This is a genomic window from Paenibacillus polymyxa, from assembly GCF_001719045.1.
Lineage (GTDB): Bacteria > Bacillota > Bacilli > Paenibacillales > Paenibacillaceae > Paenibacillus > Paenibacillus polymyxa_B.
Genome location: NZ_CP015423.1, coordinates 3,598,532 through 3,616,421, shown reverse-complemented (window position 1 = coordinate 3,616,421; position 17,890 = coordinate 3,598,532). Strand labels below are relative to the sequence as shown.

The following is a 17,890-nucleotide window of genomic DNA, read 5'->3' as shown; positions in this document are numbered from 1 at the left end:
GGTATGGTTGCCCGGTCATCCGAGCCGAGCGGTCAAAGGATGCCCAAATCCATACATAAAGGCGGAATGAAGATGATAGATTACCGAACATTGGTGACACAGCAATCCATGCATTTGTATAGCGTGTTTGCCAAGTCATTCAAAAGTGTAAACGAACATGCGGTTGCTGGCATCAAAACGGTGGGCTTCAACCCAACGGCCTTCGCCGTGATGGAAGTTTTATATCACAAGGGCGCACAGCCAATCCAACAAATTGGAGCAAAGTTGCTTCTTCAAAGCGGAAATGTCACTTATGTTATCGACAAACTGGAAAGCCGCGGTTATTTGCACCGTCACCCGTGCGACCAAGATCGTCGGATTATATATGCAGAATTGACGGACGAAGGACAACGTGTCATGGACGAAATTTATCCTGATTATACACGTCAGATTGAACGTGCCTTTAGCGGAATCAGTGAAACCGAAAGAGATCAACTCATCGGCTTGCTCAAAAAATTGGGCCGTAGCGCTGATAACTTGTCACCTTATCACAAATAGAATGAATAGTAATTTTAGCAACTAATCGTTTGTGAATAAACGAACAATCTTATAGCTGTGCTAAAACGAAAATTTAGATTTACACAGAAAAGTCCACCCTTATATTCATGGGTGGACTTTTTATATACCAGAATAGAGCGAAATATGCCTAAGCTTACGAATAGCATAAGTACCTGCTATCGGCTAAAATATTTGACCACTACATTGTTAAACACTGCCGGACCGCCATCGGAAAAAAGAGTAATTTTCTGATCCTCTAATCGTGGGAATATTAAGGAGGAATAAGCTACTTCTCCACCATCTACAAACACTTCAATGCTGGTTTTATCGACGAGAATGTTCAGGTGGACCTTTTTCTTATTAGCATCAAAAGGCGCCTTGCTCTCTACATATTTTCCACTCTGATCCGGCTGCCCGGTGTTGGCTCTATTTACGTAGGAGTATTGACCGTCCACTGAGACACCCACATCGACATGACGCTTGCCATCCGTCGACTCTCGAAGCCTCAATCCTACATTTTTAATCGTGGACCAAGATACATCCGCCTCTAACTGATAGGCATCGCCTGCTACCGGAAGACGGTGAGCACCCTCTACTTTAATCGTTCCTAATGATTTTTTGGATGTTTGGAATCGCTCCAAATGGGGTACCGGCTGTGAAACCAAACGATATCCAGCATCTGCCGTAACTTTTAGTCGAATTTGGCGAACAATCGAATCCATTCCATTAAAGCCTTCCTTTAGGGTAGGCGTGTTATTGGCATAATCCCAATTATTCATCCAGGCCAGAGCATAACGGTGGCTATATTTATCTTTATCTTTTCCTTCCTCGAACGTAACTGCACCATACCAGTCAAACCCATAATCCAGCCACTCAGGTTCACTGTGATTAGGGAGAAATGCTTCTCCATTAAAATCTCCCGTCCAATAGGCATACGTGTTGGGTCCGCCTGTTGATTTGCTATTGGCGCTCACACCCAGAATCCATTGATAGGTTCCATTATCCGCACGCATCCGGTAAAGGTCAGGACATTCCACAAGCCCAATATTTTCCGTTTGAAAGCCGCTCGTATACCGCCAATTCTTTAAATTATCAGACTCATAAAAGCCAATCTTCGTTCCCTCTGCCATGACCATCACCCATTGATTACGTTGAGGATCTCGGATGATTTTGGGATCTCTGAAGTCCTTTGTACCGGGGTTGGACATCACAGGCTTGTTGCGGTAAGAAGTAAACGTCTTGCCTTTGTCCTTACTGTACCACAAAAATTGTTCCTGCTTTCCGCCATCTGCGGAGGGCTGTGTCACAATGGCTACCAGCGTGCCTTTTCCAAAACCTGCGGTATTATTATCATCGATCACGACCGAACCGGACCAAGGATCTCCATTCGGGTTCGTATATTTTGGAATCGCCACCCCTTCATCTTTCCAATGAACCAGATCGGTGGATGTGGCATGTCGCCATTCTGTACCGTTCTTTTTGGGATAATCCCGATTATATAAATAGTAATAATGATATTTTCCATCCATATAAATAGGCCGTTGCGGATCATTCTTCCACTTATCCGGAACGGTAAAATGATAGGCTGACCGGTAGGTCGGTGTTGTTTGCTTACTTTGATTCGCTTGATTTTTTGGAGTTGCAGCAGATTTTTGGGGTTTGCCTGCATCCTGTTGGTACATACTCCAACCCATAGCTATAAATATAGTTAAGCCTGTGATGATTACAACGGATCGTATCCAAATATTCTTGGGAGCTTTTTTTCTCATTATGACGATCCTCCTTACCTCTCATTGCATCGTTATGTATCGTCCGATGGACGACAGATCGGGTTGCTACCAAGCTGCCGCCTTCGGACATACTGCTTATACCTACTTATTTCTTGCCATACTCATTTTGGGGTTCTTTTTTGTCCTTTTCTGGATCAATCGTGATTTGCCCTTGTTCCAGTATACCGTTTTTCACAACAGAGGTTTTCGAACCTTTAATATTCAGCAGGAAGCTTGGCGCGAAAGTAGATTTGTGATCCGGGAAAAGCCCACGATTGGTCATATAACTCGACACAACTACGTTATTGCCTTTGCCTTGCGGGATAGCAAAATGGGCATACGTCCAGGTAATATCATCACGATCCAGATCCTGATGAAGAACGAGACCGGTTCCATTCAACGGTTTATAAGGCCCTGTCAAGGAAGTAGAAACATAACCCAGCATGTAAATATCATCGTCACCGATCGCATCTACAGTCACCTTAGAACCTCTTGTACTCGTAAATAAATACCACAAACCGTTCATTTTGAACACATTCGCCCGTTCAATTTCATCTGTTACCAGATTGGATGCAATCAAAGGAGGCATTACATTTTTCAACGTATAATCATCATTCAATTCAACGATACCCAGTGCGCCGTTCGCCAGCTCAGCTCCCTTTTTCTTAGGACTTTGCAGCAGGTTTTGTTGCTCTTCCGTGAAGAATTTCTTATTGCCGCCATAATAAGCTGGGTTTTGAATCGAATCTTCGCCCTGATAGCCTGTTTCTGTCCCTGTGTTGGCTTCAAATATAATATATTTGTGGCCTTGATCCTCGACATAGTGAGGGTCTCTAAAGGTATGATTATCCATATCCACGCCAACGCTTTGCTGTACATTTTGATAGATTTTCCCATCTCCACCGTCATAGATCGATTTCAAATCCTCGACTCCATCTACTTTCAGTGTCTTATCATCAGGCTGAGAGACATTAATTTGAGCCGTGCTCAAGGTTTGCTTGCCGTATAATTTGTTATTCGGATCATACGGCTGTCTGCTGGTATAGAATAAACGTACTTGTCCATCAGAGGTTAAGGTAGCTGAACCTGACCATTCTTCTGACTGATTTTTTAGAATCGGATCGTTGGCAAGCAGTTTATCATTGTCTTTAAATACTCTGCCAGCGTTTTTCCAGCCGCTCAGTGAAGTATTGCCCGCTTTTTGATAGAACAGGTATATGAATGTATCCTCGCCTCTTTTAGGATCGCCTGCCAGTCCAAAAACGATATTGTACCCCTTGTAATTGGCTACTGTGCCATCGGCATTTTGTAACGGCCAAGAGTCCCAGACATCGAAATCAATCAGCTTGCCTGAGCTGTCGCGACCCATAGCAGAAGGAATATTCTTAATTGTAGACGCATCGAAGGACGGAACCTCATATTTCTCTTTGCCTTGCTGTTTGAAAATATTCAGCATGTCATTACGCGTAATTTGCGTAAATGCATTGTCTGTTTTGAGATCAGATGCATCATTTTCCTCGGCAAAAGCCTGAACGCCGCCTCCTAACAGCAAGGTAGTTGCTACTGTTGCAGTGGCTGCTTTACTGAACCATTTGTTAAACTTCAAGTACTCCATCTCCCTTAATCTAATTATGCTTCTAGATTTGAAACCCAACTTTTTGGTTGGTAGGGCCATTTTATATGGTATGTCAAACGATTGATATAGACTGAAAAGCCCTATTATGTGAGGTAAGAAAACAGGTTCCTCTATGAATTTCATCCTCATATTTTCCTAGTAATTTTCTGAAAATCCCTCTTTTTTTCATTCCTATTACATTCAGAAATATTTGCTACTTGATTTTTTTCCGTGTCCCATTTTGCTAGGTTGGTTGCTTCATTTACATGCAAAATCGTTCTAAAATAATCATACAAAGCCTCATTTGTAAGCGGGTTCAAAAAAATGGTTCCTTAGTACCCTACAGCTCAATTCAGAAACATATTTTTTGTTACAATTCCTTAAGACTTTTTTACCATTTTGTAACCTATACCTATGAATATATAGCAACTCTAGGGGGTTTTTATCTCCTTTTTGTATACCGGGGAATTTATCGGTCCTATACGAGGTGGCTATTTTGCTGATCAGTAGGAGGAGAGACCATTGCATAAAGAGACAGCCCGGACCCTTATTTGGTGTACCGGACTGTCTCTTTATCATGAAAGATTTATATTATTTTTTATGCGTGTTCTCTTTGTGGTGTCTTTACGCGCTGATCTGCCTCTTCTTCCGTACCCGGCGGACGGTTCCGCAGTCCGAGGACGACAAACCAGCTAATAACTGCAATAACGACCATGATAACGAACAGGGAATGCAGACTGTTTTCCAGTACAGAACGAAGTAATCCGGCAACCTTGTCACTTAGACTCTGTGAAGCATGCGGGGCCAGCAGACCATTAATATCCTCCTGCGTAACCCCTTGCTGAGTTAGCTGTCCATCGGCTGTCTGGGCAACGATGCGATAGTTCAGCCATGAACCGAAGGCTGCAACCCCAATCGTTTGCCCCAACGTGCGCAGGAATGTATTCAAAGCTGTAGACGCGCCACGCAACTGGAACCCGACCGAGGACTGGGCAATAATCGTAAACACAGTTATCGAGAAGCCGAATCCCAGTCCATACAACAATGTAGACAGGAACAGCAGCCAGATCGGAGCCGTTTGGCCCATCAAGGTCATGACGAAAGCCCCCAATACAATCAGAGTCAGCCCGATCAAAGAGGTTCGACGCGAGCCCAGGGTCAGCAAAATGCGTCCTCCGATCATGGAGCCAAAAAGCCAGCCTACGGACATTGGAGCCAAGGCGAGACCAGATGAAGCGGCATCTCCACCGTGTACACCTTGAATCCATAGTGGAAGATAGCTAGTCAGTCCGATCAATAGAGTGCTGACTAACAGTGCTGCGGCACAGGAAAAAGCAATATCCCGTATCCGAAATAGCTTTAGTGGCACCATCGGTTCCTGAGCGCGTTTTTCAATAACCAAAAACAGAATCAGGAACAAAATGGCTACGGCAGCCAAGGCCAGCAATTCAGGAGAAGCCCAGCCGATATACTGCCCACCCAGTGCCAATACGAGCAAGAGGGCCGTCATCCCGATGGTAAAGGTAACCGCTCCCGGCACGTCAATACGTGCGGTACGCTTGCTTACCTGTTCACGCAAGTAACGGGCGATGAAGAACATAGCCAGCAATCCAAAGGGGACGTTAAAGCCGAAAATCCACTCCCAGCCAAAATAGGTAACCACATAACCGCCCAAGAGAGGCCCGATCAGGGAAGAAATTCCCCATACGGAGCTGATCATGCCTTGGACTTTGCCGCGTTCCTCCATTTTGTATATATCACCGATGATGGTAAAGGTAACGGGAATGACACCACCCGCACCAATCCCTTGTATAGCCCGGTAGATAATAAGCTGCTCCATACTACCTGCCATCATACAAAGCAACGAGCCAAGTACAAACAACGAACAGCCGATTAAAAAAATGGGTTTTCGGCCAAACAAATCGCTAAGCTTGCCGAAAATGGGTGTGGTCACAGCCATCGTCAGCAAATATGCCGTAAAAATCCAACTGAGCAAATTCACGCTGCCCAGCTCGCTAACAATCGTCGGTCCCGCTGGACCGATAACCGTTCCTTCAATTGCGGCCAGAAAAGTGGCCAATAGAACACCTGTCAGCACGAGTCCGCGCTTCATGGGTTTATCGTTTCCCAAGCAAATCACAAATCCTTCCCTTATAAAAACTGTGTTGTATCTGTGCGGTTTGCCTTTCCAGAATGGATTATTACCCGCACCGCATAATCGTAAACAGGCGGCCTATATAGGCCGCCTGTTTTGTACGATGTATATATATTATTGTCTACATATCGTTAATTTTTGTCAACTATAATCGTATGATAAATCTCACTATTTTCCATTTTATAGAGATGACCCTCTTCCATGCACAGAACATCGCTGGCAAAGCTTTCAGCTACCTGCATATCGTGGGTGATGACCAGAAAAGCCGCACCTTCGGCAGACTGCTCTGTGCACATACGGAGCAGAATATTCGCTCCTTCGTAATCCGTTCCTGCGGTAGGCTCATCCAAAATGTATAGCTTTTTGGGCAAGATGAACTGTGCCGCAACGCTCAAGAGCCTTTTTTCGCCTCCACTTAGCAGGTACGGGGAGGCATCCAGTCTGTGCTCCAGCCTGGCGGAAGCCAGTAAGCGCTGCGCCCGTTCCACATATGCGGCGGGAACCGGCTCCCCGGTCCGTAAACCAAGCTTGGCGCGCACGCTGTACAAGCACTCCTCCCACACCGTTGCAGCTGCAAACTGATGCTCTGGCTGCTGGAACACATAGCCGATTCCGGCAGCCAGCTGGTGAATTGGCAGCTTCGCCATATCCTGCCCCTCCCACCGCATGCACCCCTTCGGTGCTGGGAGTAGACCCATGAGCAGCTTGCCGAGCGTGGTTTTACCCGAGCCGTTCTCACCCAGCAGCACGGCTCGTTCACCGGGCGCAAGAGCTAGGCTCACACCCTTTAGCGCTGCCCGCTGGCTGCCAGGATAGGTGAAGGTCAATCCCTTCACCTCCAACAACGGCTGCCCAGCGCGGTCCGCTGCTGAGCCGGGATTCACCCCCGGCTCACGCCGCATGTCTCCCCTCCCTGCGGAAGAGGGGAGCAGCCCCAAGGCGGCCAGCTGCGCACCATGTTCGCGCAGCAGCGTTTCGGGCGGACCCTGCAGCTGCACGGTCCCGCCCTTCAAGACGATGACGCGCTGTGCTGCCCGCGCGCCATCGTCTATGCGGCCGGACGCGGTAACTACCGTCCGGCCTTCGGCATGGAGCCGCCGACATAGCAGGGCGAAGTCGCGTACAGCCGGCGGGTCCAACTGCGCAGCTGCGTCGTCGAACACGACCAGCGGCGCTTCCAACGCCAGTACCGCTGCAATCGCGGTGCGTTGGCGCTGGCCTCCCGAGAGGCGCCGCACGAAGGAGACGCGCTCGGGAGCTAGGCCGACGGCCTCCAGCGCAGCAGCAATGCGCTGCGCTATTTCTGCCGGAGGCACGCGCAGGTTCTCCGGCCCAAAAGCAATCTCGTCTTCGACGATTCCCTGCACCAGCTGGGCATCCGGGTCCTGAAGCACGACGCCGACAGTGGTGGCGACAGTAGCCAAATCGGCGGTATCGGGGTCCATCCCATACACGGTCAGCTCCCCCGTCCGTTCGCCTTCACCGGAACGGGACAACCCGCCATGAAGTAGCTGACATAGCGTAGACTTTCCACTTCCACTGGCTCCGACAATGGCTACATGCTCGCCCACCGCAATGTCCAGTGTCAGACCATGTAAAGCTGGCTCCACCTGGTCATCATACCGATAGCCAAAATTCTTCAAGGATACGGCTATTTTACTGCTAGAGTTATAATCGCTATGTTCATTCATAACTGAAATATCCTCGATCCCCATTGTTGAAGATATAACCACATGTATAGCCACGGCTATACATGTGAAGCGCGTCCCAGTTCAAAACGTTTTAACAGTCCCGTACGATTTAAAGCATCACCCAACACTTTCGTCAGCAGACCGCATAGGACAATGCCGCTCAGGATACGAACGACCAGTGCAATCGTCAGCACCTTCCAGCCCCAATGCATATAGCCAAACATATTGGCTGCGACAATAAACCACAGCGGAACCATAGCCCCACCCACTAGCATCAGCGAAACTGCGTTCCAGCGTCGATACCGCAACAAGGCAAATACCAACTCAGCCGCAATCATATAGCAGACAGCCGCCGCGATAATAGAAGCAATTCCATAGGCAGAGCCCATAAAGGATTGCACCACCGCGCCAAATGCATAAGCAATAACCGCCGTACCCGGCTTACGAATAATATAATAAGCCAACAAACCGTATATCATGTACAGCCCGACAATAGAGGAAGTAGCGATAGGCCCTCCCAGACTGTTTAATGTTTTGTTAATGAGCGACAAATACACGGTCATGACACCGTTCAACGTGGCCAGCATCGCCATGAGTACGATATCCAGCGTTGTAAACTTTGCAAACATACGAGATTCCTTCATATGTATTTCTTGACTCCTCTCCCTATCTAATCTATAAGATTACAGCTCTGATCCTTGTACAAGCTGTTACTGTATAAATGTATTCATCTGCGGCCTTATTGTCAACCTAATTATATTTAACAGGTTGACAATAAGGCCAAAAATAAGAGGCTTCACTTTATAAGCTCCACCATAAAACAGCCGTAGTTAATACAGCAGTCACCGCACATAAGTTGCCTAAACGCCCATTGTTCAGTGTACGAAGATATGTCCGTTCTGCATAAGCACCGAAACCTTTGCCCTCCATAGCCAGCGCCGTCTGCTGAACCCGTCTTACAGCATTCACCAACACGGCAGCCGCATACCCGCTCCACCATGATAACCGATTGCTCCACCCTCGTGGTGGTTCCTGTCCACGAACACGCCGTGCTGCCATAATTGTTCTCCCTTCTTCTTCCAATAAGGGGAGAAACGTCAGTGCCACCGAAATACCGAACGCAAACCGATAAGGAACACGCAAGCGCAGATTCAATGCCTGCACAAAATCTCGGGGATCGGTCGTCGAGAGATAGATATAAGATGCCAAAAACAACACAAAAATCCGCAACGTTAACGCCCCTGCGATGTCCAGCCCCTCTGCTGTAATGACAATGGGTCCCCATGCAGCCACGGTATGTCCTTCTCGAATCGCTAGGATAGACAATATAAAATACGGAATACCTAAACCAATCAGGAACGACATAGCCCGAAGTTGGCGTGCTAATGGCAAACGTGCGCCCAAGCCAGCCACAGCAATCAGTACAGCCAAGAGTGCTGCTTCCCGCAGCGTCGAATCCCAAGCCATCGACAGGAGGCTAAAGCATCCCACCCATATTAGCTTACTTAACGGCCCTAACCTGTGCAGCGGCGACGAACCGCCGTTATACTGAAACAGCATTTCGTTGTGCCTCCAGTCTGAGCCATTCTTCATGCAGTAAAGAATACATCAGCATATCCTTAAAACCTGTGGATGTATGCTGTACCTGCCGCAACAGTCCTTCCTGTGTCCAGCCCATCGAGGACAACAGGGCTTGCGAGCCTGTATTGCGCGGATCCACCAGCGCTTCGATCCGATTCAACCGAATCGTGTTATACCCGAATGACAGCACCAAGCGTAGCGCCTCGGTCATGTAACCCTGTCGCCAATAAGGCTTGGCTATTTCATAACCAATCTCGGCTTTACAAGCTCCCTCCGTCTGCCAATAATTAAAACCACAGCTTCCAATCAATTTCCCGTTCTCCTTCAGCTCTATTCCCCAGCGCAGCGCATCCTCCGTCTTCGCCAGCTCATTCAACAGCTCAATCATATCCTCTGCGTCCTCACGTCCTGACATACCAGAAAGGTTCATATAACGGTGAACCTCCGGGTCAGACCAGCAAGCGAACATTGTAGCCGCATCCCCGCTTTCCATCCTTCGCAGCCGAAGACGCGCACTTTCCAGCAGTGGTATATGCCCCTTACATGCATATGCACACATGTTCAATCATCCTTCCAGCATTAAAATAACAATAAATATACGCTACATTTAAGCATACACCTTCAACAAACACAACCTTATTTAAAGCTACGAAGCTTATATATATAAATAGCCCTCCTGTTCCTAGGATTAGGAATTAGAAGGGCATCTTCTATATTATAAGAGATTAAACTGTGGTGCGCGTCGGTTCTTTCACAACATCCTTGTACAGTACGCCCAGCATCGACTGAATTTCCTGTAATTCATCGATCCCTGCGCCGGTAATGCTGAACATATCATCATGCGGTGTCAGAAAGTTTTCCTGCGTCAGGTTTTCAAGCTCCTGCTTGACCTCACGTTCTCCTACACGGTAACCGCGCTCTTCCAACACAGGTTGAATATCTCTTACCGTGAGATCGTTCTGATGTGCATAAGAAAGCATTTGTATACGGATAAACAAGTTCTGAACATCTGCATGCATAATTGTAACTCCTCCCTGGCCTAGGCCACCATGTTACACTGTTTTTACCCATAGAGGATAACCTGGAAACAGATGAGGACAACCCTCGCTGAATTGCTTTCTATATTGTTTGCCCCGCTAAAACGTATAGCTTTCCCTTTCCAAAATGATTCTGTACAGAGGTTAGAGTACGGAGTGTACGAAAAGGTTACAGAGTGATTTTCCACTTGACTGAATATATACAATCGTTATATCTTGAATTAATTAACCAATGGTAAAAGCGAATTGGATAATTACCTATTTTTTACGACATATACAACACTTAATGTAAAAATTTAATGTTAGGAGCGTGAACCCTACATGTTTCAAGCTATTCCTTACGAAGGCACACGTCATGAACAATTCGAATCGGTTCTCGGACAACTCCGGGCACTTATTCATGATGAATCCAATACCATTGCCAATCTGGCAAATGCTTCAGCATTACTTGGTCATTTCCTTCCTGATATTAATTGGAGCGGTTTCTATCTTTATGATGGCACTGAGCTTGTACTTGGTCCTTTCCAGGGCTTACCTGCATGTATACGGATTCCATTAGGACGTGGCGTATGCGGTACCGCAGCCGCAGAACAACGGACGCTTGTTATAGATGATGTACATGCGTTTCCAGGACATATTGCCTGTGACGCTGCTTCCAATAGTGAAATCGTTATTCCCCTTGTCAAGAATGGGGAACTGATTGGAGTGCTGGACATTGACAGCCCACTAAAAGGCCGCTTTGATCACGAAGATCGCGTATTCCTAGAGGAATTTACGGCTATTCTGGTAGCCAGCCTATAACCAAAAATAGCGCATATATATCGTCTTCCTTCGCCACAATATAGGAGGGTCTGAAACCCAAAACTATCCGGCGAAGGAGATTGATGATTCATGTACAACAATATGGCTCCACAACAACAACTTCATCAATGTGAACAAATCATGCAGCAATTGGTACAACAAACACAGCAAGGAACTGCCATGTATCAGCAGTTGCTGCAACAGGAACAACAAAATGCATCCAGTCTTGAAAGCCTGGTGCAACGTGAACGAAGCGCAGCTCAAATGATCCAAACTGCAATTCAGCATCACCAACAGGCTATGCAGCAATACCAGCAAGTGATTCAACTGTGTAGTCAGTTGGAAAACTCCATCCGTTCCAGCAACCAAATGACTCAGCCTGGATTTGGCGATAGCTTTGCTTCCCGCAGTATGCAACCAACCTCCTTTAATACAGGTAGCCACATGAATAACAGCTTTCCGCAACATATGGGAACGACTGGACAACATTTCGCAAGCAGTGGCATGCAACATTACGGAAACAGCAGTCAGCAAGGCATGAGAACAGCACAAAGCAGCATGTAAGCTGCTTTACACACAAAAAGGGTGAACAGCAGGCCATCGGAATCGGCTTGTTGTTCACCCCTTTGTTAATTTAATTCCCGTTCGGCTAAAACCTTCATCCCGTCTCGCAAATACTCAGCCAGTCCGGGGCGATAGCCTTCATACATTTTATTGAAATCCTCATGCTCTACATACAAGTCTCCCAGCCCGCTATAAATTTCTGCTGTAGGGGTATAGAATCGGCTTACCCATTGAAGATGACGGCGGATTAGCGCCTGTACTTCTTCACTGTTATGCTTCAATCCTTTATTCATGGCTTCTGCCAGCCGCCGATGAATCTGGTCAGCCTCTGCCTGCGAATCCAAATAATCCTCTTTGCTCCAGTTCTTCGTCGCCGTCTTGCTCTCCTGAATTGTTTCCTGAGCCTTTTGACCATAACGGTCTGTCAAATCACGTTCATACATTTCCTGCTTTTCCGGATTAAATCCTTGGTACATGTGTTCTGGTTTCATTGCTTGTTCCCCTTTCAAATGAGCCACCGTTTCGTCGATGGTCTGTAGGAGAGTATGCAAGCGGAAGACTTTGGCCTCGACCTTGGCTCGATGCTCCTGCAAAACCTCGGCCTTTTGTTCCTTGGTTTGCTCCAGCACATTTCCAATTTCAGATAAAGGCAAATCCAGTTCCCTGTACATCATGATTTGCTGAAGCCTCAACAGTTGTTCCTGTTCGTAATAGCGATATCCATTATTTCCAATATGATGCGGTTTCAGCAATCCGATTTCATCATAATAATGCAATGTTCGTACGCTGATTCCCGACAGATTAGATACTTCCTTCACCGTATAAGCCATTCCGCTTCACCTCCCTTGCTTGACAGTCTACAGTCTCACGTGGCGTGAGAGTCAACGCCCCCAATTGCCCACCTTGGTACTACACTTTTACCCTGTAAGCGCGTTGTGAACCGCCCATTTGCCAACCATTTTCCATACTTACGACCTAGAATCTGCATCTTTAGAAATCTATGCAAAAAAGCCCTCCAGCACGTATTCTCAAATATGCCGGGGGCTCCATATATTCGATTTGACTTTACCACTATTTACAGATCATACGATACCTAAGAGAGGCTTTTCCCCATAACCACATGATCATAAAAAGCTATCTTTTGAATAATTTTCTCCAAATTGTGCTGCGTTTGTGCCACATGTTCCTCTACTTTCTTTTTGTGGGCTACAAGGAAGTCTCTTCTCTCTTGGATTGTGGCTTCTCCTTTTACATTTAGCTCAAGGTATGCCTTAATTTCTTCAATGGTCATCCCTGTATCTTTCATAGCCATAAGGAACCTAATCCAATCGATTTGTTTTTCGGTATATACCCTTCTTCCACCTTCATCCCGACCCACATCAGGTAATATGCCTTCTTTTTCATAGTAACGAAGAGTAGATGCGGGCAATCCGCTCTTCATTTGAACTTCTTTAATGGAGTACATAGTTATTCCCCTCCTCGTTCTTTTATTTTCTCTTCAAGTCAGCTTTAACGATAAGTATAAGTTTTCATAGTAAAGAGTGCAAAATTAAGATTCCTACTACCTGGCAGCAGCGAGGCAACCTTCTTATTGCTCGTTAGTCCGGATAGAAAATAGAACGTGAGCATTTGTGCCTCATAACGAAAATCGTCGACATGACTGATAATATCGTCCACAATCTGGTCGGTCTGGAGACCTTCACGTGCTAATCGAGTTAATACCCGCACCGCCTTATACTGCGTCCAATCGTACACACCAAACGCCACCTCATACAGCATGGGAATCGATTGCCAACTAGAATAATCTTTATGAATATATATCGGAAATTCTTTATAATCTCCTCAACACGTTTCTCTCAATAACAAAACATATTTTGGAAATTACTTGTATACTTTTCAACAGTTTACTAAATATATGCGATTGCTTCTCTAAGCCTATTCTTTTTTATCATAACTATTTAGTATTATAAGGATATAAAAAAAGGAGGTTATCATTTGAAAAGTACAGGTATGACACGTCCCCTAGATGCGTTAGGCCGCATCGTTATTCCCAAAGAAATGCGAATTTCCATGGATTATAATGTGGGTGATCCTGTTGAGATTTTTGCAGATGAGGAAACTGGTATTCTCGCCTTTCGAAAGTACACTGGGGTGACGTGTAAAATGTGTGGTTCAACAGAACAGTTAACTTATTTTAGAGACAGCTTTATTTGCGGGGAATGTATTGAAAGTTTAAAGAAGGGGATAAATTTTAGCCCTATCCTAAGACCATCCAAATCAGCTTTATCCAACTCACAACGATCTAATAAAGAGTCCAAACGTCTGCGGCGATCGACACAACAAATGATCGAAAGTCTAAAAGAATTAATGCAAAAACACCCCAATGCAGCACAGCACGAATATGCCAAAATACTTGAGGTTTCCCAAGCCCGTATATCCCAGCTCAAAAAAATGCTCTAACTACAGCTTGATACCCTACATAGATATACACCAGAGATTTCATCATGTGTAGCTACTTTTGAACCGTGATACGCAGCATCATAGCTAACCGACAAAACGCATGAACGTCCATGCGAAAATTCCACACTAGGTATAAAGAACCACTGCATGACTTGCAAGCGATAACGCCTATAAGCAGAAGGCTGTGCTACATTTAATAATGATTCCTGAATTAAAAAATGACCTTCTTTAATCTGAGAAGGTCATTTCATTTATTTATTCATTTTTCTACGGTAGACCACCCCATACTTTTCCATTTCGTCAGCTTTTCGTAATTTCATTACATCTCCTCCTCATAAAAAATAGTATTCGTTATAGGAAGAGAAAGGATGCGTGAATCTAATATGAACAAACCTGCTCAAATTATTTCAATACTTCTACTTTCCGTAAGTGTAAGTGCGTTTGCTGGTTGTGGAAAGCAGGAAACAACGGATACATCTACCAATGAAACAGTACCAACAACCTCAGAAACGGTAGTAAAAGAAGGAATAGATCAATCAGCCGACCTGCAAAGCTTAGACGAGATCAAATGGAATGATGTTAAAGACCCTCTTATTGAGGATGCCATGATAACAAAACTCAAAGTAGCAGTAGCTGCCTTCGTGTCAAAAGATTTGGATCAATTCCATGCTGTGCTAGGTGCAGACGTTGGAACAGGTCATGATTATCTCTTCGATCATCCGGTGAAGTTTACTGGTATTGGCGAAGCTGTAAAAGAAAATAATCGGATATTGATACCTGTTGTAGGGGAACGACTGAATAATGAAGAAGGATATTCACCCGATATACGATATATCTTCTATTTTGAAAAAGATAAAGATGGCGCATGGCAAATTGTTTCAATTGATTAATTAAATTCTCTAAGATGCATTTATCTCGATTTATAGCAACATTGCCCATTCCAATCAGTGCGTTTGCACATATGATGTCACAAAATTCAATCTAAAGGAGAGATATATACCTTGTCTAAACATTCTTCTCATCGTTCGATGGGGTCGTTACAACCACATTTTGCAACCACTACTGAAGTGAGTAATTTTGTTAATCTATGGGGAATATTTACTGTGAATGGTCAACAGATCGTTGCTTTCGTAAAAAGCGTAGATCCCACTAATAAATCAATGTTAGTGCTATATCCTAATGGGACACAGTCTTATATTGATGTTACTCAAATCAGTCAGGCACAAGGCCCTTATCCAAGTATGCCTTCTATTCCAGGACAAAGCGGTGGTCAGGGCGGGAGCCAAGGCGGTGGATCGCAGTGGCCTCCTCATGGTCAAGGCGGCGGTCAAGGCGGTGGATCGCAGTGGCCTCCTCATGGTCAGGGCGGCGGTCAAGGCGGTGGGTCGCAGTGGTGGCCTCAACATGGTCAAGGTGGCAGTCAGGGCGGTGGGTCGCAGTGGTGGCCTCAACATGGTCAGGGCGGCGGATCGCATTGGCCTCCTCATAATCAAGGCGGTGGTCATCAGGGTAGTGGCTCACAGTGGTGGCCTCCTCATAATCAAGGTGGTGGGGCACAGTGGCCTTCTGGTGGATCTCGTAGCGCCAATCGGAAAAATCGGAAAAACTAATATCCACCCCTTATTGTAGCAATTGCCGCTTGCCATGAGCGAGTGTCGATTGGAACACATTCAATATTGGACCAACCCAAAAGGCATCGCCTGTAGATGCACGCGATGCCTTTTGGTTAGCCACTGGCAACTTCGATTCCCCTAATGCTTAATCCTCTGGCTCTGAACATAAATATTAGGCTTTGCTGGCCATGTCTGCAATCTGGCGAAGCCACTTCTTACGCGTATTTTCATCAGATTGGGGTACCGACTCGAAAAATAGATGATACATGATATCAAGTCCGCAATATTCAAATATGCCTTTGTCAGACGTCAAGCGAAGGGCTTGATCCATACCATTGCTGGCATATTCCGCATGTGATTTTCCTTGTGTATTGAGGATAATGGCTTTCTTACCCTTGAGTAATCCCATCTGCACTCCATTTACATATTTATAAGCAAATCCGTAAGAGAATACGCGGTCTATATACCCTTTCATAATGGCTGGCATCCCCGTCCACCAAATCGGATAAATAAGGGTGATTACCTCTGCCCATTGCAAAAATTCCTGTTCCCGTACAACATCTTCTCCGATTCCTTCAATGACCTCGCTGCTGCTAATCACAGGTTGAAAGTTGATTGCATATAGATCACGAACAACCACATCATGTCCTTTTTGCTTCAGCCCCTCGACTGCTGTGGTCAAAATTGCATGATTAAAGCTTCCCTAGGATGGATGTGCGTAAATAATAAGATGCTTCATGTTCTCTCCTCCATTTACTTTAAAATAAGTGATTGATCAATTACTTAACTTCGTACTCCTTCAATTAACTGAATATGCTCAATCCATAGTTCCGATAAAGATACGTTCAGTAAACTTGAGCGGTATCCTGCTCATGAATATCACCTCCGTTGCTTGTTAATTCAGTTAGTGATTGATCAATTACTAATGATTGGCCTCAGTATAGTTTATTCCTTTTTACTTTGCAAGTGCTTTTTGTTCAACTTTATATAAAAGATTGTAAAAAGATCTGATCCAAAGGCAGTGTTATTATCGCTGTTCAAAGAAAATAAAGTCCCCCAGTTGATGCCCATTAGGGTGTGATGTAGAGCAATCACTTAATATGACTTTATAATGTCATGTTATAAGGTGTATGCTACCGAGAGAGGTGAAGCGTATGCCGTTAAGCAGACATTTTGAAATCGTTTATATGTTACTCCATAAGAAAAAAGTGACTGCTGATGAATTGGCAGAGCATTTTGAGGTTTCCACACGAACGATTTATCGGGACATAGATACCTTAAGCGCAGCTGGGATTCCCATCTACAGCAGTAGAGGCAAGGGGGGCGGAATATCATTGATGGAGGGTTATGTCTTTAACACCTCTTTACTGTCCGAGCAGGAACAAGATGATATCTTAATGGCCCTTCAGAGTGTGGCTACAGCTACCATCCCACAGGTAGAAGAAGTGCTAAACAAGTTGAGTAGGCTTTTTAAAAAAGACATGGGAAACTGGATCGAAGTAGATTTTTCGCCATGGGGAAGCCAAAACAGCCAGAGACAGCTATTCACTCTTATACGCAACGCAATAATCACAAACCGTGTTATAAAGTTCCGCTATTATAACGTCGCCGGGGAACAGAGTTATCGTAGCGTCGAACCTGCCAAGCTCTTGTTTAAAGATAAATCCTGGTATGTGGAAGGTTACTGTTTAAATACCGAAAGTCATCGTGTATTTAAGATTAGCCGAATGAAAGAGATTGCAGTTACCGAAACTAGTTATGAGCCAAGAACAGTCGTAGCATCTACAGATACAAAGATGAACGACTTGCTTCATACCATTGAAGTAACTCTTCACATTTCTGCTCAAGGAGCTTACCGCGTATACGATGAATTTGCCGAGAAAACAATTACTCAGAAGGAAGACGGCTCTTATACCGTCACAGCACAATTTCCTGTAGGCAATTGGCTGGACAGTTATCTGCTGTCCTTTGGTCCCCTCCTTATAGAGGTTAGCCCCGAACAAGTACGTACAAGAATATTGTCTCATTTAGAAACGATGAAAAGAAATTTAAATGATCCTCTATAAT

General features: G+C 45.3%; 18 protein-coding genes and 1 pseudogene. 7 read left to right on the top strand and 12 right to left on the bottom strand.

All coding sequences use genetic code 11. The annotated features are described in order from the left end of the window. Nucleotides 1–72 precede the first annotated feature (72 nt). A complete protein-coding gene (locus AOU00_RS16155) occupies nt 73–537 on the top strand; it encodes a MarR family winged helix-turn-helix transcriptional regulator (RefSeq protein ID WP_013369372.1) in 465 nt (154 codons plus the stop codon). Between the two features lie 176 nt (nt 538–713). Here AOU00_RS16155 and AOU00_RS16150 read toward each other — a convergent pair whose 3' ends face one another. From AOU00_RS16150 to AOU00_RS16110, 8 genes are all read right to left on the bottom strand, one after another. Beyond that, entirely contained in the window at nt 714–2,306 is a 1,593-nt protein-coding gene (locus AOU00_RS16150) for a glycoside hydrolase family 32 protein (protein ID WP_069291080.1), read from the bottom strand. 106 nt (nt 2,307–2,412) lie between these two features. Next, nucleotides 2,413–3,912, bottom strand: a complete 1,500-nt coding sequence (locus AOU00_RS16145; protein WP_069291079.1) for a glycoside hydrolase family 68 protein — start codon at nt 3,910–3,912, stop codon at nt 2,413–2,415. A 607-nt stretch (nt 3,913–4,519) separates the two neighbouring features. Next, nucleotides 4,520–6,034, bottom strand: a complete 1,515-nt coding sequence (locus AOU00_RS16135; RefSeq protein WP_069291078.1) for an MDR family MFS transporter — start codon at nt 6,032–6,034, stop codon at nt 4,520–4,522. A 173-nt stretch (nt 6,035–6,207) separates the two neighbouring features. Further along, entirely contained in the window at nt 6,208–7,767 is a 1,560-nt protein-coding gene (locus AOU00_RS16130) for an ABC transporter ATP-binding protein (RefSeq protein WP_069291077.1), read from the bottom strand. Between the two features lie 56 nt (nt 7,768–7,823). Then, nucleotides 7,824–8,411, bottom strand: coding sequence for an ECF transporter S component (locus AOU00_RS16125; protein ID WP_069291076.1), 588 nt, complete (start codon nt 8,409–8,411; stop codon nt 7,824–7,826). A 157-nt stretch (nt 8,412–8,568) separates the two neighbouring features. Then, entirely contained in the window at nt 8,569–9,327 is a 759-nt protein-coding gene (locus AOU00_RS16120) for an energy-coupling factor transporter transmembrane component T family protein (protein WP_069291075.1), read from the bottom strand. Next, nucleotides 9,311–9,907: a GNAT family N-acetyltransferase gene (locus AOU00_RS16115; RefSeq protein WP_069291074.1), complete on the bottom strand. Its 597-nt coding sequence runs from the start codon at nt 9,905–9,907 to the stop codon at nt 9,311–9,313. Before AOU00_RS16115 ends, AOU00_RS16120 begins: the two co-directional genes overlap by 17 nt. Nucleotides 9,908–10,073: 166 nt before the next feature. After that, the gene (locus AOU00_RS16110; RefSeq protein WP_069291073.1) at nt 10,074–10,367 is read right to left on the bottom strand and encodes a hypothetical protein; all 294 of its coding nucleotides are present in this window, start codon (nt 10,365–10,367) and stop codon (nt 10,074–10,076) included. Nucleotides 10,368–10,706: 339 nt separating this feature from the next. Here AOU00_RS16110 and AOU00_RS16105 point away from each other — a divergent pair, with 339 nt between their 5' ends. Then, nucleotides 10,707–11,186 carry a GAF domain-containing protein gene (locus AOU00_RS16105; RefSeq protein ID WP_025719270.1) on the top strand — a complete coding sequence of 160 codons (480 nt, stop codon included), beginning with the start codon at nt 10,707–10,709 and terminating at the stop codon, nt 11,184–11,186. Between the two features lie 90 nt (nt 11,187–11,276). Then, on the top strand, nt 11,277–11,750 hold the full coding sequence (locus tag AOU00_RS16100; RefSeq protein WP_069291072.1) for a hypothetical protein: 474 nt from the start codon (nt 11,277–11,279) through the stop codon (nt 11,748–11,750). A 65-nt stretch (nt 11,751–11,815) separates the two neighbouring features. Here AOU00_RS16100 and AOU00_RS16095 read toward each other — a convergent pair whose 3' ends face one another. The 3 genes from AOU00_RS16095 to AOU00_RS16085 all read right to left on the bottom strand — a co-directional run bounded on the left by AOU00_RS16095 (nt 11,816) and on the right by AOU00_RS16085 (nt 13,505). Beyond that, the gene (locus AOU00_RS16095; protein ID WP_069291071.1) at nt 11,816–12,580 is read right to left on the bottom strand and encodes a MerR family transcriptional regulator; all 765 of its coding nucleotides are present in this window, start codon (nt 12,578–12,580) and stop codon (nt 11,816–11,818) included. A 263-nt stretch (nt 12,581–12,843) separates the two neighbouring features. Then, the gene (locus AOU00_RS16090) at nt 12,844–13,215 is read right to left on the bottom strand and encodes a MerR family transcriptional regulator (protein ID WP_069291070.1); all 372 of its coding nucleotides are present in this window, start codon (nt 13,213–13,215) and stop codon (nt 12,844–12,846) included. Between the two features lie 44 nt (nt 13,216–13,259). Beyond that, nucleotides 13,260–13,505 carry a hypothetical protein gene (locus AOU00_RS16085; RefSeq protein WP_069291069.1) on the bottom strand — a complete coding sequence of 82 codons (246 nt, stop codon included), beginning with the start codon at nt 13,503–13,505 and terminating at the stop codon, nt 13,260–13,262. Nucleotides 13,506–13,745: 240 nt separating this feature from the next. Here AOU00_RS16085 and AOU00_RS16080 point away from each other — a divergent pair, with 240 nt between their 5' ends. The 3 genes from AOU00_RS16080 (at nt 13,746) to AOU00_RS16070 (ending at nt 15,820) form a co-directional block, all read left to right on the top strand. Beyond that, nucleotides 13,746–14,210 (top strand): AbrB/MazE/SpoVT family DNA-binding domain-containing protein, encoded by a 465-nt coding sequence (locus tag AOU00_RS16080; protein WP_069291068.1) that lies wholly within the window; start codon nt 13,746–13,748, stop codon nt 14,208–14,210. 368 nt (nt 14,211–14,578) lie between these two features. Further along, a complete protein-coding gene (locus tag AOU00_RS16075; RefSeq protein ID WP_237166193.1) occupies nt 14,579–15,100 on the top strand; it encodes a hypothetical protein in 522 nt (173 codons plus the stop codon). Nucleotides 15,101–15,211: 111 nt separating this feature from the next. Continuing rightward, nucleotides 15,212–15,820 carry a hypothetical protein gene (locus AOU00_RS16070; protein ID WP_155765242.1) on the top strand — a complete coding sequence of 203 codons (609 nt, stop codon included), beginning with the start codon at nt 15,212–15,214 and terminating at the stop codon, nt 15,818–15,820. Between the two features lie 175 nt (nt 15,821–15,995). Here the strand turns inward: AOU00_RS16070 and AOU00_RS16065 are convergent. After that, a pseudogene (locus tag AOU00_RS16065) lies at nt 15,996–16,562 on the bottom strand (NAD(P)H-dependent oxidoreductase). 415 nt (nt 16,563–16,977) lie between these two features. Between AOU00_RS16065 and AOU00_RS16060 the strand changes: the two are divergent. Continuing rightward, nucleotides 16,978–17,889 carry a helix-turn-helix transcriptional regulator gene (locus AOU00_RS16060; RefSeq protein ID WP_069291066.1) on the top strand — a complete coding sequence of 304 codons (912 nt, stop codon included), beginning with the start codon at nt 16,978–16,980 and terminating at the stop codon, nt 17,887–17,889. The last annotated feature ends 1 nt before the right edge of the window (nt 17,890 follow it).